Annotated in this window: 16 protein-coding genes and 1 pseudogene; 6 read left to right on the top strand and 11 right to left on the bottom strand. The window is 60.6% G+C overall.

The features are described from left to right. The first annotated feature begins 110 nt into the window (after positions 1-110). On the top strand, positions 111-737 hold the full coding sequence (locus AC07PT_RS28180) for a hypothetical protein (protein WP_494658889.1): 627 nt from the start codon (positions 111-113) through the stop codon (positions 735-737). A 154-nt stretch (positions 738-891) separates the two neighbouring features. Then, positions 892-2007: an AAA family ATPase gene (locus tag AC07PT_RS28175; protein ID WP_494658888.1), complete on the top strand. Its 1116-nt coding sequence runs from the start codon at positions 892-894 to the stop codon at positions 2005-2007. A gap of 34 nt (positions 2008-2041) precedes the next feature. On the opposite strand, the gene AC07PT_RS28170 is transcribed toward AC07PT_RS28175, so the two are convergent. Next, positions 2042-3394, bottom strand: coding sequence for a TniQ family protein (locus AC07PT_RS28170; RefSeq protein ID WP_494658887.1), 1353 nt, complete (start codon positions 3392-3394; stop codon positions 2042-2044). 429 nt (positions 3395-3823) lie between these two features. Continuing rightward, positions 3824-5563 carry a TnsD family Tn7-like transposition protein gene (locus AC07PT_RS28165; RefSeq protein WP_494658886.1) on the bottom strand — a complete coding sequence of 580 codons (1740 nt, stop codon included), beginning with the start codon at positions 5561-5563 and terminating at the stop codon, positions 3824-3826. A 174-nt stretch (positions 5564-5737) separates the two neighbouring features. Between AC07PT_RS28165 and AC07PT_RS28160 the strand changes: the two genes are divergently transcribed. After that, positions 5738-6376 carry a hypothetical protein gene (locus tag AC07PT_RS28160; protein ID WP_494658885.1) on the top strand — a complete coding sequence of 213 codons (639 nt, stop codon included), beginning with the start codon at positions 5738-5740 and terminating at the stop codon, positions 6374-6376. A gap of 523 nt (positions 6377-6899) precedes the next feature. On the opposite strand, the pseudogene AC07PT_RS28155 reads toward AC07PT_RS28160, so the two are convergent. After that, positions 6900-7687 (bottom strand): annotated as a pseudogene (locus AC07PT_RS28155) (IS3 family transposase); the annotation flags it as partial. 332 nt (positions 7688-8019) lie between these two features. Between AC07PT_RS28155 and AC07PT_RS28150 the strand changes: the two are divergent. Continuing rightward, entirely contained in the window at positions 8020-8175 is a 156-nt protein-coding gene (locus tag AC07PT_RS28150; protein WP_494658884.1) for a hypothetical protein, read from the top strand. Between the two features lie 8 nt (positions 8176-8183). Here the strand turns inward: AC07PT_RS28150 and AC07PT_RS28145 are convergent, their stop codons facing one another. The 6 genes from AC07PT_RS28145 to glmS form a co-directional block, all read right to left on the bottom strand. Next, the gene (locus AC07PT_RS28145; protein WP_494658883.1) at positions 8184-9275 is read right to left on the bottom strand and encodes a hypothetical protein; all 1092 of its coding nucleotides are present in this window, start codon (positions 9273-9275) and stop codon (positions 8184-8186) included. Continuing rightward, positions 9275-10951, bottom strand: coding sequence for an AAA family ATPase (locus AC07PT_RS28140; RefSeq protein WP_494658882.1), 1677 nt, complete (start codon positions 10949-10951; stop codon positions 9275-9277). The genes AC07PT_RS28145 and AC07PT_RS28140 overlap by 1 nt, the downstream gene beginning before the upstream one ends. Then, positions 10948-12213: a restriction endonuclease subunit S gene (locus tag AC07PT_RS28135; RefSeq protein WP_494658881.1), complete on the bottom strand. Its 1266-nt coding sequence runs from the start codon at positions 12211-12213 to the stop codon at positions 10948-10950. The genes AC07PT_RS28140 and AC07PT_RS28135 overlap by 4 nt, the downstream gene beginning before the upstream one ends. Before the next feature lie 101 nt (positions 12214-12314). Then, the gene (locus tag AC07PT_RS28130; RefSeq protein WP_494658880.1) at positions 12315-13772 is read right to left on the bottom strand and encodes a class I SAM-dependent DNA methyltransferase; all 1458 of its coding nucleotides are present in this window, start codon (positions 13770-13772) and stop codon (positions 12315-12317) included. Between the two features lie 42 nt (positions 13773-13814). Then, positions 13815-17318, bottom strand: coding sequence for a type I restriction-modification system endonuclease (hsdR, locus tag AC07PT_RS28125; protein ID WP_494658879.1), 3504 nt, complete (start codon positions 17316-17318; stop codon positions 13815-13817). 815 nt (positions 17319-18133) lie between these two features. Further along, a complete protein-coding gene (gene glmS / locus AC07PT_RS28120; protein ID WP_494658878.1) occupies positions 18134-20035 on the bottom strand; it encodes a glutamine--fructose-6-phosphate transaminase (isomerizing) in 1902 nt (633 codons plus the stop codon). 158 nt (positions 20036-20193) lie between these two features. Between glmS and AC07PT_RS28115 the strand changes: the two genes are divergently transcribed. Further along, the gene (locus tag AC07PT_RS28115) at positions 20194-20688 is read left to right on the top strand and encodes an Lrp/AsnC family transcriptional regulator (protein WP_492348921.1); all 495 of its coding nucleotides are present in this window, start codon (positions 20194-20196) and stop codon (positions 20686-20688) included. A 31-nt stretch (positions 20689-20719) separates the two neighbouring features. Here AC07PT_RS28115 and AC07PT_RS28110 read toward each other — a convergent pair whose 3' ends face one another. Together AC07PT_RS28110 and glmU are read right to left on the bottom strand one after the other, a co-directional pair. Beyond that, positions 20720-21484 (bottom strand): sensor histidine kinase, encoded by a 765-nt coding sequence (locus AC07PT_RS28110; RefSeq protein ID WP_492348920.1) that lies wholly within the window; start codon positions 21482-21484, stop codon positions 20720-20722. After that, the gene (gene glmU, locus AC07PT_RS28105) at positions 21484-22893 is read right to left on the bottom strand and encodes a bifunctional UDP-N-acetylglucosamine diphosphorylase/glucosamine-1-phosphate N-acetyltransferase GlmU (protein ID WP_494658877.1); all 1410 of its coding nucleotides are present in this window, start codon (positions 22891-22893) and stop codon (positions 21484-21486) included. Before glmU ends, AC07PT_RS28110 begins: the two co-directional genes overlap by 1 nt. Between glmU and AC07PT_RS28100 the strand changes: the two genes are divergently transcribed. Continuing rightward, positions 22892-23812 carry a DUF6279 family lipoprotein gene (locus AC07PT_RS28100; RefSeq protein WP_494658876.1) on the top strand — a complete coding sequence of 307 codons (921 nt, stop codon included), beginning with the start codon at positions 22892-22894 and terminating at the stop codon, positions 23810-23812. The genes glmU and AC07PT_RS28100 overlap by 2 nt on opposite strands. Positions 23813-23833 lie beyond the last annotated feature (21 nt).

The following is a 23833-nucleotide window of genomic DNA, read 5'->3' as shown; positions in this document are numbered from 1 at the left end:
TCAAGACGACGGAATCAGCACTGGATAAAGCGGCTCGGCGCGCATGAATTAGGCGACAACTGTCTTGACACGCACCGAGTCCAGCTGGGCTCTGGCGCTGGGGTCATGCAATGGGGATTGGCTACTTACGCTCGACAGCAAATGCCGAACTGGTCAGCCAACTCCTGCCGGGCGGCGAAGCTCGTGTAACACCACGCGGAGTGCGCTTTCGGGGCAACTACTACGAATCTCCGATAGTGGAAGCGGAACTCTGGTCCACCTTCGCCAGGAACACTGGGGGTTGGCAGATTCCAGCACAGTACTACCCTGGGTCCGTATCAACCATCTGGGCCCCCAATGTCTCTGGCGATGGTCTCATCGACTTACAGATAGCCGCCCACTCGAATGCCTCACCGGAGATCACATACGACGATATGGCTGACGCCTTCGCCTTTCAAAAGATGAAGGCTGCCGACATTGAGCACCAACGAGTATGTGACGCGGTACTTGGCTTGAAGCGCATGGAGGCCATCCGCGAGCAATCGATTGAACAGACTCGAATCGCTCTTGACCGTGCCAGAGGTCGAGCCCCAACGATGACAGAGGCGCGCGCTTTGGAACATGAAATCGCGGCGCAACTGGCTTACAACGAATTTCGGGGAACTCGAACCGCCCGAAAGATGGTGACAGACGGCCATGTTCAGATGATGCAGGACATCTTTGCAGCCATGGATGAGGAGGCCGACAATGAGCGTTAAAACCACATCTCCACACGACCCATATGCTGACAATATTTTGATCCAGGGGCTAGGTCCAATCCGCTCACGACAGGATGCCGCGAGCTCGCTCGTAGCTCTGCCCAAAAAGCCCCCAAGAGATATCGCTAGCATCCCGCGTCACCTCCGATTGCACATGCTGATGGATGTGCGCAATCTTCACATCCCAAGTATCGAAGGGCTCCAACTGGCCGAGTCGATCGACCTGATGATCCGGCAGAACTATCACCACCTGCATCCTTCGTCTGCTAGCACGTGGAGCAAGATCAGTGGAGAGCCTGTTCAGTTCCAACTACCGTTGAACGCTCCGGCCTTCGGAGCCGCGGTTGAAGGAGTTTCAGGCACCGGGAAGACTCAATCGATCCGAAGATGTTTGGGGAGCTACCCAGAGCAAGTTATCAAGCATACGTCGTTCTTTCGGATGACAAACGGCTTGCAGCAGGTCGTCTGGCTTTCGCTCGACGTCCCCGCAAGTGGCAGAGCAACTGATCTGGCTGCAGCACTCATGACCGCCTGGAAGCGGGTCACAGGCAGCACTCGCTTTGACAAAACGCTGCTTGGCGAGTGGCGCAACGGGATGCAAATGCTGGAGGAATGGAGACAGGTTGCATCGACCCATTTCCTGGGGTTGCTGCACCTCGATGAAATCCAAAATTTCTTCAAGCTTTCAACGCTGGATCGACGCAGACGTCGCAAGGTCGGAGAAGATCCGCCAGAGCTCAGCATTGTCGAGGATCAGTGCATCAAGTGGGTCCTCACATTGATGAACACCTGGCAAATTCCGCTACTGGTTTCAGGTACGCCCGATGGCATCAGCGCGTTGACCAGGCGGCTGAGCAACGCCGAGCGAATCGTGACCTCGGGGTATCACGCGTTCAAGCACTTTACAGATGTCGAGGACCCAGTGTTTCGGCAACAATTTCTGCCCAGGTTGGGGCTGTACCAGTACGTTGCGAAACCTTTGCCGATTACGGATGAACTGGCTGAGCTCATCTTGGAGAAAACTGCTGGTGTCCAACGTCTGATAATTGCCCTCTGGGTCGCCGCTCATCGAGTTGCTTTTGAGCGCAAAGACGACGACCTGCGGCTTGATGATTTCCGCATAGCTGCGTACACTTACCTCGCACCGGTGGGGCCCGCCGTCGACGCCCTGCGCAGCAGCGATCCCAAGCGCATGGCTAGATACGAAGACCTGGTTACCCGGGACCACAGCTTCTGGGCTCAATTCTGGGGCACGCCAGGAAGCACCTGAGAGTTGATGGGCTCATTCCGATGGCGGAGCCCGTTCAATTTACGTGCTCCGCCATTGCCGTTATCTGCGTTGGCAAGATCTGCTTTGCTTGCCGAGCCCTGGGCCTAACGCTGTTTTTCGGGTTCATCCTCTTCAATGCCTTGAGTAAATTGGGACCACACATTCGAAGCAAACCTTCAAATCTTCGCTCTGACAGTCCAGCGGCTTTCGCACTCGCGCCAAATGAAAGTCGTTGAAGATAGAAAGCTCTGAGCCCAGCAACGCTACCGTTTGCCTCTGGATCATCCGCATCTGACAAGGTAGGAAGCCCGAGGCTGAGGAGCGCATTGCGTACTGTTTGGGCGGGAAACTGCAACTGCTTCACCACTTCGCTATGAACGCCCATAGCCTCGACATACAGGTCGATCAAAGCATCTCCGTCCGGCAAATTATGTTTACGCCGAGATCGGCGTACAGCAGGGACCAGTCCGCTTCGACAAGTATTCGATAACGCGTTTATCGCAGTGTCAGCGCTATCAAACAACACGGCCAAGACCAAAAGGTAGGCGGTGACAGAGGACGCCGAAGTCCTCAGGTACAACACACCGTCGATCTGGTGTGAGAAGGTACCAGGCTCCTTACCCGATAGTCCATGAAATACCGAGTCGAGCCATGGGCGAGGAAACACCTCGATGATTCGGTCGCTGATCAGTTCGCCCCTGCTCAGACCTGGATTGGTCTTGAACCCTAGCGACCGGCCAAGGTCACACAGCACAGGGGCCAAGAGGGCTACGCTGAATGGCGCCGCTTGATCATAAAGAGCGGCTGCCATGTCCAGAAACCTCTGGACATGTACGTTCTGCGATGATTCCTTGACCCAGGAATCTGGAATGGCCTCACTCGCTGCCATAAACTGGATGGGTGAGCTCAAAAATGGATCACCTGATGACACGAAATTCAAAGCGCTCTTATGCTTTGGACACCACATCTGCCCCGGGATCTGATGGTCTCTGCGCCAATAGCTGACACCATGAAAATGCACGTCAGCGCTCACGCATTTCTTGCAGAAGTAAGCCGCATGGTACTTACGCCGCATGGAGCTGAGTTGCAATATCGACCTCCTTGCTAACGCACCATGCGGAATTTCAGGAAAGTAGGAGGTGATCCCTCTTCTCAGCGGCAAACTTGTATGTCGCTGTGCAAATTGCTCTGTGGTCATTCCTGCCATTCTGCTGAGCAACTCGTGGGTTGTCCGCTCTTGCCATTTCACTCCTTCGTATCCGAAGTGCGCCGCCATGGCATCCGTCATCTCCTTCAGATGCCTGTAGCCGTTGATTCTCATGATCCGGCCCAGGTATCCACGATCCAACTCCTCTGGCAAGGGAGCAGGCTGCACAAGCATGTTCATGAACGTTCTCCTCGATGGGGTGAACCAGGGGTTGGGTGATTCAGGACTGCCAGTGACCGAATGACGGCCGCCAAGGCTTTGGCATGGGACGCTGACCCATCCCATGTCGCTTGAAGTGCCTCAATGAGGTCTAGGTTGGCCCGCACGGCGTCCGCAGTGACCCCACCCTCGAACCTTTCAACAAACAGACAGACCTCTTCAAACAAGCGCGAGGCCCTGACCGCCTCACCATTGAGAATCCGGCTTACTTGAGGCTGGCTTGCGCCGACATGCGCGGCGATATCGGCCTGCGCAATCCCATGGGCTTTGCAGACTCGGCGCGCGTTTTCTGCGCGGGCGCGCAACTTCGCTTCAATCATTCGTAAAGCATACCTTAATGCATATACGCATATCAAGCACGCAATGGCGAGTTGTCGTGACTTGACCGAGTCAGATGAAGGAATCAGAGGCAGGCGGCGTGGCCTTCATGGCAAGTTCGATGGCCTGCCGCGTCATGGGCAATGCATCCAGCGAATTCATCTTGGCCTTGAGTTCAGGGATAGCTTGATACAGCTGCCAAAACCGGATGCGACGCAGCCCCTCCTCCGTCATCAACCGCAGCGCAGTTTCACGGACTTGGGCGCTCAAATCCAGGTCACGGGCTGACCAGTCCACCGGGGACACCCTCTTGCGCTTGCTCGGTGGAATCGATACGGGTTTATGCGCGTTCAACCAGGCGCGGTCATTGCGATACAGCCAGGCATATGCACCAGGTGCCAGCTCCCTCATCCACTTGAGGCCGAGGGCTCCGTTGACCTCAAGCTGGGTGAGCCAATCAGCTCTCGCCCGAGCACGCACTCTGGCCTGCCTTGCTGCAGTCCAGGCAGCATGTAACCCCGGCTCTCCAAGCAGCACCCGTGTGACAGTTTCGACTGACACCCCTGCAGCAGTCGCAACATCCACTTTGTCCGCGCCCCGTTGCAATTGCCGCACGGCCTGAGCTCTCACCATCGGAGAAAGCTTCTTTGGTCTTCTTGACAGGTGGAAGCCCATGCGGCCCGCCCAAACCATCGCGGTCTGGGTATCGATGCCAATTGCGCAGGCCGCCTGGCGTACGGACTGCCCCTCCTCACGGATCAATCGCGATAGCAGGTTGAGACGCGGATCCTCTTCTTCAGTTGGCGATTCGGGTGTGTATTCGTGCCTTGGGACATCAACGCCTTTGAAAGTGCGCTCACACACCTCTTGGAACTTAGTTGTAGTACCAAACAACCAATGGATGAGCATCAGGTGGCGCAGGGGGTGCGTGCCGGAGCGTGGAGGCCTGAGCAATCGAGACAATTGAGTCGATGCCTCTGCAGCGTCTTTGGGCAGTCCGGAAAATTCCGGAACACCCCTAAGCAGTTCGGCGTACTGGAGAAACGCGCCGGCGATTTCGGCACCCCTGAGTTGGCCAGCGGGTGTGATCCAACTGCGGCGCTGCAACTCGTGTCGGTACACCTCGTGCAGACGAGCCACAAATAGCGGTTGTTCCGCACCTTGACCGACGATGTCCTGAACGAGCGCTGCAAGGCTCATCAGCGCGTCGAATGTGTGGGCCCCGTCCATTGGCACCGGCTGCAATTCACCGCCATTGGGTAACAGCCACTGATATCGCTGGACTCCGGTTGCCTTGAGTGAAGATTGGAGCAAAGGCACCCTGTGAGATGCACACACCCAGACGCCTGGATATTGATGCTGCAAGTGCCAATAGGCCCAACCGTAGGTCTGTGCATCCTGAGCCATACACGATGGGCACGCCTTCAATGGATGGTTCGACCGAAATCGACTGGTCAGAATTCCCAACCTCAGCTTCAGGTGGGAAACGTCGGGCCCAGCCATGCTTGATACGACATCGTCGACCGCGTTCGCCCCAAGGAACGCCTGGTAGTACTTGAGGAGGGTATGTTCTCGTGCGATGGTTTGCACATCGCCTGCGGCCTCACCCACTCGATCAATGAATGCCTGCAGAGAGTTCGGGAAATCGTGATGCGTGCCCGCGCGCAGACGCCCGAAGATCAGCTCACAAGTCTTTGCCGCAGTGGTGTGCCCCCAAAGAAAGTGATGCCGGCTCACCAGACTGAAGAATGTCTCGTCTGGGAGCCAAGACAGCAGCTGGTACTGCGGAAAGAGGCCATCGAAGCGGCGCATTTCTCGAATCTAGCAGGGCCTCGCTGGGCAGGATAGGGGCTTCGGATCCAACCACCCAGGCCCATATCTCCAACGTGGTCCATCATCGCTGCGCAAGCTTGTAGATTGGCTCATTAGTCAATTTGACGGATGGGGATAATATTTGACCATCCCGTTCACCCATCGAAAACTGCAATGACCATCGCTCCCAAGACCTTGTCCAATCTACAGGCCGCCGGTGCGGCTTTGAATGTCGCTGCTCATTCATTGCAGCAGGAACTTCAAGCCCACTCGCAGGCCTTGATGGAGCAAATGGCTCTGCAGCCGTTTGGGGCTGAAGCGGATGGTTCGTACCAGCAGATGCGCCAGGTGGCGCGTCTGGTGCACGAGATCAATTCTTTGGAACAGCAGCTCAAGGCCATATACCAAGAGGCAGCCCAATTCGCCCAGGCTGAAATCTCTGTGTTGCCGGCCCTGCCTTCAGCAAGTCGCAGTCGACGCATCAGGCGGAACACAGAGCCCCTAGCGCCGGAGATTGCCGAAGTCGAAGACGTGAAGACCATTGAGGCGACAGCGTCAAAGCTCAAGAAGGCACGCAAAACATCTGCGGGCAAAACAGTCTCTTCAACTGCCAAGTCGGCCAAGCCATCAAACCCAGAAAGACTGTTGAAGGCGTTGCAAAAGATCTTGAAGGGAAAGGCCAAGACGGTAAGCCAGGTCGAATTGGCCCAAGCCAGCGGGCTGCCACGCGGGTCCATCGGGGCTTCGATCAAGAAGCTGCAGGAGACGCAAAAGTTGGTGATTGATGCCGATGGGTTCTACCGGCTGGCGTGATCGTCCCAACAGATGGGGCCACAGCCTGAAGAAGTCGCGACCATGACAAGATCAGGCATTCACCCCGCCGATGCGCTTCGCAGCGCATCGAGCGCTCTGGAACCCGATCAGCGGACGGTCATGGCGGCAGCACCCCATGCGCCGTCTCTTGCGAGCCATCATGCTGAAATCGCGGCCATTCGGCTCAGCACTGCGGTGCCAGAACCGGTCGCGGTTCAGTTCGAGGTTGCCAAGAACCTTTACCTTTACGGATGGTACGTCTACCGCTTTTACATGACCGCGTCTGCACAGGCGCTCGCGACGCTGGAGTTCGGACTTCGGGAGAGGCTGCGCTGCAGTTTGCTTGAGCAGAACCCCAAGTGCAGTCCCACGCTTCGCAACCTACTTCATCACGCGATCGATATCGGCTTGGTCAAAAACGAAGGATTTCGGAGATGGCACAGGGCTGCTGAACTGAGCGCGCAAGAGCGGGTTTCTATGGAAGTCCTCAAAGCGCGGATTGACGGACAACTGGCTAACTTAGATACCCGCGAAACAGCGCGGCACGATCCAATACTCGGGTCACGTACTGACCTGAGATGCCAAAGTCCACAGCGATATCAACGCTCTCGTGGGTGAAGTCATCGGCCACAGTGAGGTACTTCAAGCGCCGCCCACCTGCAAGGCTGTCGCTGACGAAATCCATACTCCACACCTCATTGACCGTGCGAGCCAACTGCAGTGGCACCCGCTCGTTGACGGGGCGCTTGCCTTTCTTGCGCTTGCGCACAGCCAAGTTGGCCTGTCGATAAATACGGTACACCCGCTTGTGATTGACACCCGCAAACTCTGGGCGCAAAAGGTCGTGAATGCGCCGGTATCCAAAGCGGCGACGCACATGGGCGATCTGCACGATCTTCTCGTGTAGTTCCAACGTAGCCTGATCGGCCTGCGGTGGGTTGCGGTAGCTGTCGCGGGAGAGCCCCACAAGCCTACATGCGCGACGCTGGGACAAATGGTGATCACTCACCATAAGCCCAACCGCTTCGCGCTTGGCCTGCGGGGCTAGCGCTTTACCCCCAGAACGCTCTTGAGCGCATGCATGTCCAGGTGCGCCTCGGCCAGTAGCCGCTTGAGCTTGGCGTTCTCAGACTCCAGCTCTCGCAGGCGTTGGGCCTCCGAGACCTGCATGCCACCGAACTTGGCACGCCACTTGTAGAACGTCGCATCACTGAAGCCGCCGTTACGGCAGAGCTCCTTGATAGGCATGCCTGCCTCGGCCTGTCTGAGGAACCCAATGATCTGTTCCTCGCTGAATCTGCTCTTCTTCATATCCGTCATTCTCCGGTTGGCTGACGGACTTCACTAACTTCAGGTTGGTACGGCTGGGAGGGGGCAGGTCAGCTGGTCGCTGAAATTTTGAATCAACTCTATCCTGCACCAGTTTCTGCAGAGGTGGCCGACACTCGTGTCACCACATGACCTTCGACTCTGAACTTTGTCTAGCACTCAGGGAAGGTGACCTGGAAACTGCGCCTCGTTTGAAGTTTCACGTCAATGATCTGTCCGCACTGCAGCGATCGCCGCCTTTCAGCAAGCCGTCCGCGGGGAACTGGTCTGGGGTTAACAGCAGGCGGTCAGGATGCAGACGTGAACACAGGTGAATGACCAATATGCTGCTGGTGGCCCAGCACCAATTCGTCGAATGCGTGTTTAAAGCAGCCCTTGCTCCTCAAGTTCATGCCTTGCTCGAAATAGGAGACAGCGGAGGGCTCCCCGAGGGATGGTCGCACGTTGGGCGGCAAAAGGTGGTGCATTGAAGCGCCGCTCATTGAAAGAATAGCGCCTCCATGTCATCAACCGCTTGGGGCGTGGGAGCAGTCGCCTTACGCAATGCCTCACGGCTTCGTGGATTCATGCCTCTCACCGCAGCGTAGACACGCGCACGCCAGTAGTTGAAGGGCGTCAGCCTTTGTGCTTCAGCTTTGGCAAGCCCGACCTTCCGGAGTTTCCGCACAAAGGATGCATCGTTGGGCGCGTGAGCATCCTCGGCCAACTTTGCGGCCAATTCTTTGAACTCGCCCTCAACGCGAGATTTGATCTCGTAGACATCATCCCAGGTAGCAAGCTTCTCTTGTCGATCTGGATCAGCGCTCCGGAGGTTCACGACCACGCGTGGAAACAGGTCGTTCGCGTCATCGACGACCACCTCAATCTCTTGCAAAGACGCTTGCTCAGTCCACGGCGAAAAGCTGAGGCGACGGACCCCATCCTTGAGAACCAAGTCTTTGGCCAGCTTGGCTTTGGAGTTGCAGGTGTTGCAGATGGGCAGCAAGTTCTTGGGATCGACTCCGTATAGCGGGTACAGATCCTTTGCCAGAAGGTGGTCGTACGGGCCGCGCCACTGCTCGTTGTCGTTCTCGCCGGCCCGAATCTGAGCAAGGTATTCCGTCCCGCAAACGCAGCACACATTGCCATTGCCCGGCGCGTTGCGCTGGCGGAAGCGAGCGTAGTGGTCATCGATGCACTCTCCGCATGCCAGCTCTACGCCACTGAGCTTCGCAGTGCGCTGGAAGAGGTGAACGGCAAGGGCCTTTAAGGCAGGAAAGACCGATTCGGGTATGGCTGGCAGCGGCGCGCCACGATCAGACAGGAAAGCACAAGGATCAGTTCTCACGGTCAGTGCGTCCCTGAGAGCTTGCTTTTGCCCCGGACCAAGCGCCGCTAAGTTTGCCGTCAGGGTATCAACTGCAGCACGAGTCGCCTGATTTCCAGCAATCGCAGCACACAGGCCGACCGGGAGGTGTGTTTCATCCACTGGTCGGCTTTCCAGCGTTGCCAGCATCGTCTCCACGAGAAATAGGTTGAGCCCGTCAAAAACTTTCGACTGCTCAAGGTTTGGTCGGATCGCAAACAGCATCAGCTAGCCCGCAGCTTGTTGATGAGGTACGAACGTTCCATCGACTCGCCGACTGAGTCTTCGAGCCAGTCCAACTTCTCTTGATTCGTAATTTGCTGATTTGCGAGCCGCTCACGAATTTCTTGGACAGCCGTCTCGGAGATCGTTGCATGCAGGTTGAAGTGCTTTTTGATTAGCACGTCAAACGATGCGCCAAAGGTTTCTCCTGGCGGATTCGCCATGTCGGTCACGCCATCGACCTTCTTGAAATGGAAGACAGCTTCGCGAGGTAGCGAAGAGACCAGAAAGGGCGAGTGCGAAGAGATGATGGCCTGTGCTTTTCCGTTGGCCTCATTCGCCTTTTCAAAGTCCAAGTGGAATCGGGTGCGCCAGCTTGGGTTCAGGTGCGTTTCGGGCTCGTCGTAGAGGAACAGCGTCTCATCGTCTCCAAAGAGTCGCACGGCTCCAAGTGTCAACAGAAGCTGTATTTCCCCATCGCTCAAGTCGTCAAACGCGACGGTACGCTCGCCATCAGACATCCAGAGTTCCTGCACAGACAGTGGGAGCTTCCCTTTCAGCGGCTTCTCTACATGGCCTTGAAAGTCGTCGCGACGCAGTGCGCGCTTCACCGTCCCAGACCATTCATCAACGCCCAGAAGTTGAAGCTTGTACAGCGCCGAGAACCACTGGTCAGGCGCTCGCGAGTTATCAGCCATGCGCTGGACGACTTCCGGGTCCTGAAAGTTGATCTCGATGTCACCCGCCAAGTAGTCCAGCTCCAGCAACTCATACTCGGGCTCGCTGGTCTTGGGGGAGATCGGTTTACAGCTGTTTGGCCCCGCCAATTCGATCAAGCGTTTGATGTCACGAGCGTTGTCCGAAGCAGTCGCTTGGCCCCGCAGGTCGTACCGCAACACCACGCGCGCTGGATGGCGGAAAGGGATCTCATTCCAAACCTCGTCGCGATCAGCATGCGAAAGCATGCCGAGTGTGGCGATCAGCAGCGCTGCGCAGTCATAGTCGAGGAAGAGGTTTCTGGGTATCGCCGTGTCGGTCTCGCGCAGTCTGAAAAGGCCCGATTCTGGATCCTCCCCTTCGGCAGCGAATATGCCCGGGTTGCGCCTGAGATAGCGCTCATTGATGGCCAGCGTTGCCTTCTCATCCACTTTGGGCTGCGCAAGCTCCTTCTTCAAGTTTGCCCGGACTCGAATCACGTCAAAGTACTGGAGCGCATTGCGCATGAAGGCTCGCTGAAGGTTCTCGGACATGCCAGAGGCGTATCCGATGACCCGTGGAAGCGCCAACTCTTCCAATGAGCCACACGTCGTCACCTCACTCCATACACCCTGGGCAGGCTGCGCAACACCATCGCGCGGCTGGTCGGCGAGCTCATGCACCGAAATGCGAAGACCATCCCGCGTATCCACGGCGAACCGGCGCAAGCCGTCGTAGCGAGACGAAGCCATCTCGTACGTAACGCGGAAGTCATAGCCCATCGGCGCACGCACCCGGAAGTCCCGTCGCTGCCGACGTTCAAGGAAGGCAAAGGCTTCGGCGATGAGCTCCATGACCTGCGACTTGCCCGAGCCGTTGGCGCCGATGAGGACGGCCACGTCTCTACTCACCGATGAGAAGTCAAATGCCTGATCCCTCAGGCCTTTGTATTGCCCGAACAGCTCAATCGACAGCAGCTTCATGCCGCGCTCTTCCGCCCGCGCTTCACACTGGTCGTCGGTGTTTCCTGCTGCAGTCGGCGCAGCAGTTCACTCGCCGGTTCGTCGTTCGGGTCTTGCGGCACCAGTTCGCCGCGGAAGGCCTTGGCCAGCAGGGCTGGGGTCAGACGCTCGGTGGCGGTCTGTACGGTTTGCAAGCGGGCTTCAAGGCGGTCGGCGAAGGCGAACAGGGCTTCGACGCGGCGGACGATTTCGACTTGTTCCGGAACGGTTGGAACAAACACGGGGTACTTGATCAGGTGCTCTTTGCGGACGCCATCTTGGCCGGCCGTCCTGTCTGAGCCTGCTTCGACAAACTTCAGTAGATCGTCGCGCTGCAGCCAGTAGTAGAGGTAGTCGTTCGTCAGAAGGTTACCCTTTGGCACAGCCTTCATCAACGCGACGTTGTATGCCCCCTCTAGTCCGCGGAGGATCTGAAAAATGGGGGGGCCGTACCGTCCAATCATCACATCGGTGGCTGAACAGAACCGGCGAGCGAGTGCACGAGGTATATATGTGAGATGTCGATCCGACTTGTAGTCCCGAATCTGAATTAGTCGGACATAGTCAGGTTGTTCTTCGTGCACGAAAGTTGTCTTGGGAGGCTGGCTGCCTCCGACCAAATCGACCGCCTGATCAAAAGTATGGGGTTTCCAGCCTTTAGGTCCTGTTATGCGCTGAGGGTACGGAACTGATATCTCGGTGACTTGGTACTCATGCTGTCGAGTACCCAACACATCTTGACGCCAATCCTCCGTCAACCGTCCCGAGGTGGCGGCGGCGAGGACGGACTGGCGGAAGCGTTTGAGGATGGGCGCGACGCGGGCCAAGCGGGTGTTGGCGGCGTCCACGCGGGCCAGAAGAGTATCGAGTTTGTCGGCGATGCGCTTTTGCTCATTCTTTGGTGCCAAGACAAAAGGCGCTTGTCTGCCAGCCTCAGTACCGAGACGAGGCATGTTCACTCCGTGGCTCACCTCGGTCACGTAAGCCAAGAACTTGGGATGGCGAAGCCAATGGAACAGGTACCGGCCATTGACTGCATCGTTTGGTTTGATCGGAACGATTTCAGTCGTGCACACACCTGATTGCTCAGCGAATGTGACCTTGTTGAGATACGGTCGCAGCTTCCCGTAGAGCACGTCGCCCGCGTCAAACCGGTTCTTTGTGCTCTTTGATTGACGCTCAGAGAATGTCAGTCGTTGCAATACCTTGGTAGTGTCCTTCTCGATGTCTTCGAGTTCGAGCACCCAAGTGTCGGGTGTAAGACTTTCTGGCTCTGCCTTTACGGTGGTGCCATAGGGCACGACCGCGCCTAAGTGGGTCTCAACCCACGAGGTGGGCAGAGTACTCACAGCGCTTCCTCACCGAGTTCCGCCAAGATCGCCTCCAGCTCCGCCAGCGCCCCGTTCAGCTCTTCCACTGCCTCGCGTGCCAGCACCGCCGGCTCGGGCAGGTCGGCGGCGCCTTCGGCGTTCTCATCCTTGAGCCAGGCGATGTCCAGGCTGTCGCCTTTCTCGTTTGCGATCCAATCGCGGCTGAAGCGACGGAAGCGGCCTTGTTCGCCCTGGTCCTGTCGAGTGGCCTTGCCGTTGGGTTCGCCGCCGTACGCGGCGATGAAGTCGGCAAAGTGTGCGTCGGTCAGCGGGGTGCGTTTCCCGAACTTGGGCGCATTGGCGCGCATGTCGTACACCCAAATCTCTTGAGTGCTACCGGTGGCTGCCTGGCTGACTTTCTCGAAGAACAGGACGTTGGTCTTGACGCCCTGAGCGTAGAAGATGCCGGTTGGCAGCCGCAGGATGGTGTGCAGCCGGCACTTGTCCATCAGGTCGCGGCGGATGTCGCCGCCCACGCCGGCCTCAAACAGCACGTTGTCGGGCAACACCACGGCGGCACGGCCACCGTCTTTGAGGTGGCGCACGATGTGCTGCAGGAAGGCGAGTTGCTTGTTGCTTGTCGCAAAAGTCAGGTCGTCGCGCGTCGGGCCGCCGCCGCCCTTTGCCGTGCCAAAGGGCGGATTGCTGAGGATGATGTGGCTCTTGGGCAGGCTGCTACCGGCGCTGCCCAGCGTGTTGCCGACGTGCACCACGCCTTCATCATCGCCTTCCATGCCGTGCAGCAGACAGTTCATCAGTGCTAGGCGGCGGGTGCCGGGCACCAGTTCCATGCCAAGGAATGCCTGGTTGCGCTGAAACTTGCGTTCTCTCTCGCTGAGGTTGTAAAGGTCGTCGGTCTGGTCCTTGATGTAGCGGTCGGCCGCGATCAGGAAGCCTGCGGTGCCCGCGGCTGGGTCTTGCACGGTTTCGCCGGGCTGGGGCTTGATGACCTGGACGATGGCGTCGATCAACGGGCGAGGCGTGAAGTACTGGCCGGCGCCGCTCTTGGTTTCACTGGCGTTCTTCTCCAGCAGTCCTTCGTACAGGTCGCCCAGGCCGTCTTGCCGGGCGCTGAACCAGTCGATGCTGTCCAGGCTTTTGACGAGCTGTTCAAGGTGGCGCGGCTCTTTCAGGCTGGTCTGCGCGTCAGCGTAGATGGCGGCGATCAGGCGGTCGTCGCTGGCGGACAGCTTGAGCAGCGTTTCACGGTAGTGGCGCAGCAGGTTCAGGCCGCTCTTGTCGCGTAACTCGGGCCAGCGAGCGTAGGCCGGCAGCTTGTGGCTTTGCAGGATGCCGCTCTCGGTGTTCTCGTGCTCCATCTTGATGAAGAGCAGCAGCACGAGTTCGGTGACGTAGTCGCTGTAGTTGATGCCGTCGTCGCGCAGCACATCGCAAAGATTCCAGAGCTTCTGGACGATGTCTTGGGTGGTCATTTTTGAGTTCTGTGAATCTGTTGTGCGTCAATCGCTGAATTGTCAGGCGGCTCGTGGCCAGAGACCGGCAGCCAACGCTCCCATCACACTGTCAAGCTGCCCGCCCAGCAGTTTGTCCAGCTGCTTCGCACCACCATCGTTGGCAAAGGCGTTGTTGACGAAAGCTTGGTCGATGACCAGTTCGTGCGTGAGTTGTTTAGCCAGGCGGTCCAGCCATTTGCGTTGCACCGGTGTCCAGGCGTGTTGGGCGTAGATCTTCTGCATGGCCTGGGCCACCCGCTGGTCGAAGGGCAGCAGCGCTTCGCCCAGCGCCGCTTGGCGTATGTAGGCGATGACGCCGGCAGCGATGTCCTGGTTGCTGTGATTGCGCCAAGCGGCCTTGAGGCTGGCTTCGGAGTAGCCAGCGCCGTCAAGCAACAGGCGCACTTCCTTGAGCTGTTCGCGGGTGAGGTCCTTGGGGCGGTTGACCACCGTGGCCATGGCAGCCGATTGGTTGATTTGGTCGCGCACGAAGTGGCTGAAGCTGTCGAGGTAGTCCTCGGGCTTGGCGTAAAGGCCCCAGCTTTGGCTGCGTTCCCGCAGTTCGTCGGCCTGGGTTGCGATGACGGGCATGTAGGCCGTGCCCAGGAGCTGCCTAACCTCGGCAAGTTGCAGCAGCAGGCGGGTGTTGTGGCGCAGGAATTCGGCTGCTGCCTGGGGACCACCCTCTTGCCCAATCTGATGCAAGTGGCGGTGCAGTTGCTGCGGCGGCACACCCCATTGCTGCTCAAGCTGATCCAGCTTTTCTTTCAGGGCGGGCTTCTTCTCGGACTTGTGTGCGGCGTCGCGCAGAACCCGCATGAGCTTCTGGTTGAGCTGGTCGAGTACATCGTGCGCGTGGCTGCGGCCGGGGGCGCTGCCCGCGGCCTCGTGCGCGGCCGGGTTGTTCAGCTCTTCGAACAGTTGTTCCAGCGTGACCTTGGGATCCTTCACCAGCGGCTGCATGGTGTTGACGGCCTGGAGCGAGGCATACAAGTCCACCGGGTCGTAGATCTTGAAGACCGTCTTGCCGATCTCGTCGCAACGCCGGGTGGCGCGGCCGATCATCTGTTCGTACAGGATGCGTGAGCGCACCCGGCGCATGAAGACCAGATGGCAGATGGGCGGCACGTCGATGCCAGTTGTCAGCAGGTCCACCGTGATTGCGATGGTGGGGAAGCGCTCGTTCTTGTAGCGGCGGATGAGCTGGTCGACCTTGTCGGAAGCGCCGGTGATCTTTTCCACCGCGGCCTGGTTGTAGTGCTCGCCGTGCACGGCCTTGAATGCGTCGCCCAGCAGGCGCTTGACCATGTCGGCATGCGCGTCGGTGGCGCAGAAGATCATGGTCTTCTCTTCGCCCATGGGGTCCAGCTCCTGGGCGAGCTGTTCACAGATGACACGGTTGAACGGTTCGCTGATGACTCGCTTGTTGAAGCTTTCCAGCTCGAAGTGCAGTTCGTCGTCCAGCTCGGCTGTTTCGATTTCTCCGGTGCCGAGGTTGATGGCCTCGACCTGTTGGCCGCTGTCGAAGTGGATGCCGTGCTGGCTCAGCAAGGTCTGGTAGCGGATCGGTGGCTCGTGGTCGATGAGCCAGTCGTCGGCCACGGCTTCACGATACGAGTACGTGTAGACCGGTCGGCCGAAGATTTCGGTGGTGTGGCGCGCGGGGGTGGCGGTCAGGCCCACCTTGACGGCGTCGAAGTAGTCCAGCACACGCCGGAAAGTGGAGAGGTACTGGGCCTGGTCACGCAGGGCGAGTTCGCCCTCGGTCATGTCCTGGTCGAGCGTGTAGCCACGGTGGGCTTCGTCCACGATGATGCAGTCGAAGGCGTCCAGCGGAGGCGGGTTGTCGCTGTCGAAGATGCGCTTGACCATGGCCTGCACCGTGGCGACCTGCACGCGGGTTTCGGCCTCGGCGGCCATGTCGCCCAGCTCGGCAATGTTGTAGATCTTGGACAGGGGTTGGCTTTGCTCCAGCGGCGCTTCGTTGAAGGCGTCGATGGCCTGATCGCCAAGCGCCGTGCGGTCCACCAGGAACAGGATGCGCCGAAAACGCTCGGCTTTGAGCAGGCGGTAGATGAGGCCGATGATCGTGCGCGTCTTGCCCGTGCCGGTGGCCATCGCCAGGAGGCAGTTGGTCTGGCCGGCGGCCAGCGCGGCTTCCACCGCGCCAATAGCTTTTTGCTGGTAGTCACGCAGACCCAAGTAGGCAAAGCCTTCTTGTTGCAGCTTGGCTTCCGCCTCGGCTTTGTTGCGGCGGAGCTGGTCGAGCAAGCCGTCAGGTGAGTGGAAGCTTTGCAGCGGCTTGGCCAGGTTGCCCTGGTGGCGCAGATCGCGGAACCAGGTGCCGCTGGCTTCAGGGCTCTGCTTGACCAGCGGGCGGCCGTTGCACGAGTAGGCGAAGGGAAGATGAAACACGCCTCCCTGGCCGTCGGGCCAGGGGCCCTGGCGGCCTTCAGCCAGCCAGGCGGCTTCGTGCTCGGGCTCGATTTGCAAGCCGCGGGCGTAGCGCTCGGCCTGACCGATCTTCCCCGCGACGTTGACGTTCAGGCGCTTGGCTTCGACTGCAGCAATCGGTGTGAGCCCGGCAAACAGCATGTAGTCGGCGCTCTGCTTGCCCGCAGTGGGCCATTCTGCGATCGCCAAGTTGCGGTTGCGTTCCGGCCGTGCGCCTTTGGCATGGGTGAGCTCGTGGGTGTCGGCCTCCCAGCCGGCGTCCTTGAGCATCTGATCGATGAGCACGCGAGTGGACGCTTCGTCCATCGCCACCTTCCGTGCCGCCTGGGTGGTGCGCTGCGCAAAGGCCTGGATGTCCTGCGAGCTGGGCACGGCCTGCGCAGCATTGGCGGCTTGCAGGTGGGCGTCGAACTCGGCCTTGAGGGCGACGTAGCGGCTGCCAGCCTCTTCGGCCAGACTTTCGTAGACGCTGCGCTCTTCGGTGGCCCGTTCGGCCAACACACGCTCCTGCGCGGCCTGGGCTGCCAGCAACTCTGCCAATTGAGCTTTGGCCGCCTGTTCCGACTGGGCCTGCTGCAGGTTCTGCGTGAGGTCAGCCACTTGCTGCTGCAGCGTAAGCAGCCGCTGGCTGGGGTCGTCTGGCAGGATGAAGGGACCGGGCTTGAAGTCTGCGTCGCTGCCGAAGCTTCGATGGAACCAAAGCGCGACTTCACGGGCAACCTTCAGCGCCTCTAGACCCTCGCGGTAGCCGATACGATGGTCAACCTGATGTGCAGCCTCGTTGCCCCTCTGGCGCAGCAAATGGAACATCTGTCGCACTTGCGGATCAAGTCCCAGGCGCTGGTCCACCGCCCGCAGCAGCTCGGCCTGGGTTGGTTGGACCAGGCGCACACCAACGCGGGACGCCATATCCTGCGTGATCGACTCGGCCAACAACCGCAGCTTGAGCACGCAGCTGGCCGGATCGAAAGGATAGAGCCGCTCCGCGGTCGCCCCAAGATCAGCGAGCAACGGGCTGTGCTCAGTCAGAAATCCAAAATTGCTGAGTCCTTGCGCGATGTCTCTCGCCATTGACTTCTTACTCCCTTTGGTCCGTGTAGGCTCATTTGCCCGCAGTTTATTGTGGGCTAACCCTTTCATATCCCTATTTTGCACTCCTGTGCCGTCCTCGGCTCATTCACGTCCGATGCCGCGCGATCTGCAGTAGTTGTGAACCATGCCTGCTACCAAAGCTGAGGCTCTTACCCTCGGCGGAGGCGATCAGCACGCCCTTGACATCCGCAGGACTCGAACTCGAGCAACCTCAGTCTTCATGACGGCGAGAACTTGCCCATATGTAAAAACACAAGCGTTTTGCAGAGGTTAGCAGAGTCGACTACCAGCCGCCCTTCGCGACTGGCGGCCTCTGCCCGAATGTAGCCTTGCTGTTCACCGGCCGAAACTCTGTTCGGCTGGCATTAAATAGAAGTCTGATCGCCGCTAGAGCAGGGAAAATTACCCAACAGAAAGGGGCTCGTGGTGATGTTTGTCATCGTCCGCTTGTGATCACAGCAGTCACTCGAGGGGTGCAATTCAACCGACTGCAACCAGCCTCTTGCAGTCTTTGAACATCTAAAGCCTGCTTAGACCGCAAGACTTCTCGCAAGACCCCAAAAAAGAGCGCTCATCTTGATCGCTCTTTTTTGTATAGCAACAAGTCCAATTTAGGCCTGGGCCTGGTTCACATCTATAGGTCTTCTTTACCTGTTGAATTCGAGTTTACGACTTCACAGTTACAAATGACCGACCCGCAAACCCGCATGAATGCTGTGGGCCTGTTTACGACTTTATTTGCGTGTTTACGACTTTAATTACCCGAAATAAACGCGCCGTCGATCTATGCCCGATCACTCCACCGTCACGCTCTTGGCCAGGTTGCGCGGCTTGTCCACGTCGGTGCCTCGCGCACAGGCGGTGTGGTAGGCCAGCAGTTGCAAGGGCACCACGTGCAACAGCGGTGACAGGGCGCCGTAGTGCTCGGGCATGCGGATCACGTGCAGGCCTTCGCCGGTTTCGATGCGGGTGTCGGCATCGGCCAGCACGTACAGCACGCCGCCGCGGGCACGCACCTCCTGCAGGTTGCTCTTGAGCTTTTCGAGCAGGGCGTCGTTGGGCGCCACGGTGACCACCGGCATTTCGCTGGTGACCAGGGCCAGCGGGCCGTGCTTGAGTTCGCCGGCGGCGTAGGCCTCGGCGTGGATGTAGGTGATCTCCTTGAGCTTCAAGGCCCCTTCAAGAGCGATGGGGTAGTGCAGGCCTCGGCCCAGGAACAGGGCGTTCTCTTTGCGCGCGAAGTCTTCGGCCCAGCTGATGACCTGGGGCTCGAGCGCCAGCACGGCCTGCAAGGCGGCCGGCAGGTGGCGCATGGCCTTGAGGTGCTCGGCCTCCTGCTCGGGGCTGAGCATGCCGCGGCTTTGCGCCAGCGCCAGGGTGAGCAGGAACAGGCCGGCCAGCTGGGTGGTGAAGGCTTTGGTGGAAGCCACGCCGATCTCGACGCCAGCCCGGGTGATGTAGGCCAGTTTGCACTCGCGCACCATGGCACTGGTGGCCACGTTGCAGATGGTCAGGGTGTGCGCCATGCCCAGGCTTTGGGCGTGGCGCAGGGCGGCCAGGGTGTCGGCAGTTTCGCCCGACTGGCTGACGGTGACGACCAGGGTCTTGGGGTTGGGCACCGATTCACGGTAGCGGTACTCGCTGGCGATCTCGACCTGGGTGGGGATCTTGGCGATGGATTCGAGCCAGTACTTGGCGGTGCAGGCGCTGTAGTAGCTGGTGCCGCAGGCCAGGATCAGCACCGAGTCGATCTGCTTGAACACGCGCCAGGCCGCGGCGCCGGTTTCGCCGGGTTGGGCTGGCACGCCGTCGAACAACTCGGGCACGATGCCTTCCACCCCTTCCAGGGTGTCGGCAATGGCGCGGGGCTGTTCGAAGATCTCTTTTTGCATGTAGTGCCGGTAAGGGCCCAGGTCGGCTGCGCCGCTGTGGGCGTGCACCGTGCGCACCGGGCGGGTCACCGGCTTGAGGGCGCCTTGGGCATCACGCCCCAGCACCCAGTAGCGACCCAACTGCACGTCAACCACATCGCCCTCTTCGAGGTACACGATCTGGTCGGTGACGCCGGCCAGGGCCATGGCGTCGCTGGCCAGGAAGTTCTCACCCGAGCCCTCGCCCTCGCTGCGGCCCACCCCCAGGATCAGGGGCGAACCGGCCCGGGCGCCCACCACGCGGTGCGGCTCGTCCTTGTGCAGCACGGCAATCGCGTAGGCACCGTGCAACTGGACCAGGGCGGCCTGCACGGCTTCGAACAGGTCGCCGTCGTACAGGCTGTCGATCAAGTGGGCGATGACTTCGGTGTCGGTTTGGCTGGCAAACACATAGCCGCGGCCCTGCAGTTGCGCCCGCAGCTCGTCGTGGTTCTCGATGATGCCGTTGTGCACCAGGGCCACGCGCGGGGCCCGCCCCTCCTCGGCCCCCTGCCCCTGGCTGAAATGGGGGTGGGCGTTGTGCACCACGGGAGCGCCGTGGGTGGCCCAGCGGGTGTGGGCGATGCCGGTCACGCCCTGCACCTGCTCGGCCTGCACCTGGGCGATCAGCTCGGCCACGCGCGAGGTGCTGCGGGCCCGTTTGAGGCCGTCGGCCCACACCGCGACACCGCAGGAGTCATAGCCGCGGTACTCCAGGCGCTGCAGGCCTTGCACCAGCACAGGAACAATGTTTCGGGTTGAGACGGCGCCAACGATGCCACACATGAGCAAGCTCCCGGAAGGGTTGAAAACGGGTTGCAGAAAAGATTGGATCGAATCTTAGGGAGGACAAAGAAAAATATTCAGCGAATTTATCAATAGGATATGAAATTAAAATTCACTCGAATTCGTTATTGAAATTTTCATTCAAATAACAAATAAATATGGAATCAATCGAACTCGACGACCTCGATCTGCAACTGCTGGATGCCTTGCAACGCGATGCAAGCGCCAGCAACCAGGCCTTGGCCGAGCGCCTGCGGATTTCGCCACCCACCTGCCTGCGCCGGGTGAAACGCCTGCACGAAGCTGGCCTGATCGAGCGACAGGTGGCGCTGCTGCAGCCCGAGCGCCTGGCCCTGGCGCTGGGGCATGGTCTGACCGCCATCGTGGAGGTAACGCTGGACCGCCAGGACGCCGAGCCCCTGGCGGCCTTCGAGGCCCGAGTTGGGGCGGATGAGGCGGTGCAGCAGTGCTACCGGGTGTCGCCGGGCCCGGATTTTGTGCTGGTGGTGGGGGTGGCCGACATGCCGGCCTACCTGGCGCTGACCCAGCGCCTGTTCAACAGCGACACTCACGTGCGCAACGTGAAGACCTTCTTCAGCGTCAAGCGAAGCAAGTTCGAGCCGCGCCTGCCGGTGCCGCTGACCAGGGGCTAGGGCCTGGTGGGCCTGTTCACAGGCCCTAAGCTCAGGCTGCCGGCAAGCGCAAGGTCACGGTGCAGCCCTGGCCGTGCTGGCCCTGCAGGGCCAACTCGCCGCCCAGGCGGTCCACCATGCGGCGCGCCATGGCCAGCCCCAGGCCCAGGCCCTCGAAGTCGCGCACGGTGTGCAGGCGCTGGAACACGCCAAACAACTGGTCGGCGTGCTCAGGCCGAAAGCCGGCGCCGTTGTCTTGCAAGGTGAGTTGAACCTGCGGGCCCTGGCTCTGCACATCAATGGCGATGCGGGCCTCGGGCTGACGGCGGGTGAACTTGACGGCGTTGTCCAACAGCAGGCGCAGCAGGTCGCGCAACTGGGCCAGGTCGGCCTGCACCCGGGGCAGGTCCTGGGCCTCGGGCCACTGCCATTGCACGGCGCGCTCGCCACAGGCGGCCTTGGCCTGGCTCACGACCTCGCTGAGCACATCGGCCAGCGGCACAGGCTGGACATGGAGTTCGGCCGCGCCGATGCGGGCCAGCGCGATCAGTCCATCGATCATCTGACCCAGGTGGCGCGCCGACTGGGTGATGGTGTCGAGGTACTGCACCGCCGAAGGGTCGGCATTGCTGTCCTGCACCAGTTCACGCACCAGTTGGCCATACGACACGATGTGCCGCACCGGGGAACGCAGGTCGTGTGAGATGGCGCGCAAGAAGGCCTGCTGCTGTTCGCGTTGCTCGGCCAGCTCGGCGCGCAGCCGGGCCAGTTCGGCCCCCAGATCCCCATCACGATCCGTGTCGCTTGCCGCCCCCATCACTGGCCACCCTTGGCGGGGCGTTGCCAGTTGGCAATGCTGACCTGGCGGGCCCGGCTCACGCTCAGGGCGCCGGCCGGGGTGTCTTTGGTGAGGGTGGAGCCGCCACCCACCGTGCCACCAGCGCCCAGGGTGATGGGCGCCACCAGCACGCAGTTGCTGCCCACGTGCACGTCGGCCTCGATCACGGTGCGGTGCTTGTTGGCGCCGTCGTAGTTGGCGGTGATGCTGCCGGCACCATAGTTGACGCGCTCACCCACGGTGGCGTCGCCCAGGTAGGCCAGGTGGTTGGCCTTGGCGCCCGCGGCGAGGGTGGAGTTCTTGACCTCGACAAAATTGCCGATGTGCACCTCGGCCCCCAGCACGGCGCCAGGACGCAGGCGGGCAAACGGCCCGATCAGCGAACCAGGGCCCACCTGAACCCCGGCCTTCTCGCCTTCGATGTGGGTGAAGGGGTGGATCACTGCGCCCGCGGCAATCCGGGCATTGGCGATCACGCAGTTGGCGCCGATGCGCACGCCATCGCCGAGCACCACCTGGCCTTCAAACACGCAGTTGACGTCGATCTCGACGTCGCTGCCGCATTGCAAGGTGCCGCGCACATCCAGGCGGGCCGGGTCGGCCAGGCGCACGCCCTCGGCCATCAGGGCGTCGGCGCGACGGGCCTGGCAGGCGCGCTCCAGGGCGGCCAGTTGCTGGGGGCTGTTCACGCCGGCCACCTGCACCTCGTCGGTGGTGGGCAGGCCCAGCACGCCCACGCCGTCGGCCACGGCCATGGCCACGATGTCGGTCAGGTAGTACTCGTGCTGGCTGTTGTCATTGCGCAGGCGACCCAGCCAGGCCTTCAGACGGGCCGCCGGCACGGCCATGATGCCGGTGTAGGTCTCGGCAATGGCGCGCTGGGCTTCGCTGGCGTCTTTGTGCTCGACGATGCCGCGCACGGCATCCCCCTCGCGCAGGATGCGCCCATAGCCGGTGGGATCGTCCAGCACCACGGTGAGCAGGGCCAGGTGCTGGCCGTCGCAGGACTGCACCAGGGCCTGCACCGTGTCGGCGGCGATCAGGGGCACATCACCATTGAGGATCAGCACCACACCATCGTCGGGCAGCAAGGGCACGGCCTGTTGCACCGCATGGCCGGTGCCCAGTTGGGGCATCTGGCGGGCAAACTGCAACTGGCCACCCTGGCGCAGCGGGTGCCCGGCCAGGTGGGCCTCGACGGCTTCGGCGCCGTGCCCGGTGATCAACACCACGCGGCGGGGCGACAGCGACTCGACAGTGTCAAGAACATGGCGCACCATGGCCTTGCCCGCGACACGGTGCAACACTTTGGGCAAACTGCTCTTCATTCGCGTGCCCTTGCCCGCAGCCATCACCACCACATCCAGCGCAGATCCAAATCCCGACATGAAACGTCCTCTTGCTTTTGGCGGCCCGGTCACAACAACGCCGGCCATCCTGTCATTGCGCCGGATTATCTCGCTGGCAACGCTGCTCATGGCGGTTTTGTGGCTGAGTGCCTGCAGCGCCGTGAAGCTGAGCTACAACGCCCTGCCCGAGGTGACGTACTGGTGGGCCGATGCGTACGGGGATTTCAATGGTGAACAGTCGCTGCGCCTGAAACAGGACCTGGCCGATCTGCAGGCCTGGCACCGCTCGCGGGAGCTGCCGCGCTACCGCGAACTGCTGCAAAACCTGGAACGCCTGACCGGCACCGAGCCCGACGCCACCCAGTTGTGCAGCCTGCTGCCCCCGGCGCGCGAGCGCCTGCAGGCCCTGGCTGAACAAAGCGCCCCCATGATCGCCCGCCAGGCCTTGAGCCTGAGCCCGGCCCAACTGGAGCACATGGCCAAGAAATTCGCCAAGAACGAGGCCAAGCTGCGCAGCGAGTGGGTCGACCTGTCGCCCGGCGAGTTGCTGGACAAGCGCGTCGAGCAGTACACAGACCGGGCCGAGGCGCTGTACGGGCGGCTGAGCCTGCCGCAGCGCCAAAGCCTGCGCGAGGCCTTGCAAGCGTCGCCGTTTGACCCGCGCATTCGCCTGGCCGAGCAGCAGCGGCGCCATCAGGACATGCTGGACACCCTGCGCCGCCTGCGCAGCAGCGGCGCCAGCCAAGCCCAGGCCGAACAGGCCTGGCTGGGCTGGCTGGCCCGGGCCTTGAGCCCGCCGGTGCCAGCCCACCGCCTGCAGCAGGAGCATTCGATCGAAGAGGGCTGCCAGATCTACGCGCAATTGCAGCGCCAGGCCACGCCCGAACAACGCGACAAGGCGGCCAAACGCCTGCGTGGCTGGGCCGGCGATGTGCAGGCCTTGTCGCAGCAGCCTTGAGGCCCGCGGTCTCAGAACGTG

The organism is Curvibacter sp. GW821-FHT09D12 (assembly GCF_059416245.1).
This window is presented reverse-complemented; position numbering and strand designations above follow the sequence as displayed.

What these genes read in the sequence shown, in the direction of transcription:
- AC07PT_RS28180 (WP_494658889.1), top strand. Translation starts at nt 111, where the DNA reads ATGGGGATTGGCTACTTACGCTCGACAGCAAATGCCGAACTGGTCAGC.
- AC07PT_RS28175 (WP_494658888.1), top strand. Translation starts at nt 892, where the DNA reads ATGCTGATGGATGTGCGCAATCTTCACATCCCAAGTATCGAAGGGCTC.
- AC07PT_RS28170 (WP_494658887.1), bottom strand. Translation starts at nt 3,394, where the DNA reads ATGAACATGCTTGTGCAGCCTGCTCCCTTGCCAGAGGAGTTGGATCGT.
- AC07PT_RS28165 (WP_494658886.1), bottom strand. Translation starts at nt 5,563, where the DNA reads ATGCGCCGCTTCGATGGCCTCTTTCCGCAGTACCAGCTGCTGTCTTGG.
- AC07PT_RS28160 (WP_494658885.1), top strand. Translation starts at nt 5,738, where the DNA reads ATGACCATCGCTCCCAAGACCTTGTCCAATCTACAGGCCGCCGGTGCG.
- AC07PT_RS28150 (WP_494658884.1), top strand. Translation starts at nt 8,020, where the DNA reads ATGACCAATATGCTGCTGGTGGCCCAGCACCAATTCGTCGAATGCGTG.
- AC07PT_RS28145 (WP_494658883.1), bottom strand. Translation starts at nt 9,275, where the DNA reads ATGCTGTTTGCGATCCGACCAAACCTTGAGCAGTCGAAAGTTTTTGAC.
- AC07PT_RS28140 (WP_494658882.1), bottom strand. Translation starts at nt 10,951, where the DNA reads ATGAAGCTGCTGTCGATTGAGCTGTTCGGGCAATACAAAGGCCTGAGG.
- AC07PT_RS28130 (WP_494658880.1), bottom strand. Translation starts at nt 13,772, where the DNA reads ATGACCACCCAAGACATCGTCCAGAAGCTCTGGAATCTTTGCGATGTG.
- hsdR (WP_494658879.1), bottom strand. Translation starts at nt 17,318, where the DNA reads ATGGCGAGAGACATCGCGCAAGGACTCAGCAATTTTGGATTTCTGACT.
- glmS (WP_494658878.1), bottom strand. Translation starts at nt 20,035, where the DNA reads ATGTGTGGCATCGTTGGCGCCGTCTCAACCCGAAACATTGTTCCTGTG.
- AC07PT_RS28115 (WP_492348921.1), top strand. Translation starts at nt 20,194, where the DNA reads ATGGAATCAATCGAACTCGACGACCTCGATCTGCAACTGCTGGATGCC.
- AC07PT_RS28110 (WP_492348920.1), bottom strand. Translation starts at nt 21,484, where the DNA reads ATGGGGGCGGCAAGCGACACGGATCGTGATGGGGATCTGGGGGCCGAA.
- AC07PT_RS28100 (WP_494658876.1), top strand. Translation starts at nt 22,892, where the DNA reads ATGAAACGTCCTCTTGCTTTTGGCGGCCCGGTCACAACAACGCCGGCC.
- glmU (WP_494658877.1), bottom strand. Translation starts at nt 22,893, where the DNA reads ATGTCGGGATTTGGATCTGCGCTGGATGTGGTGGTGATGGCTGCGGGC.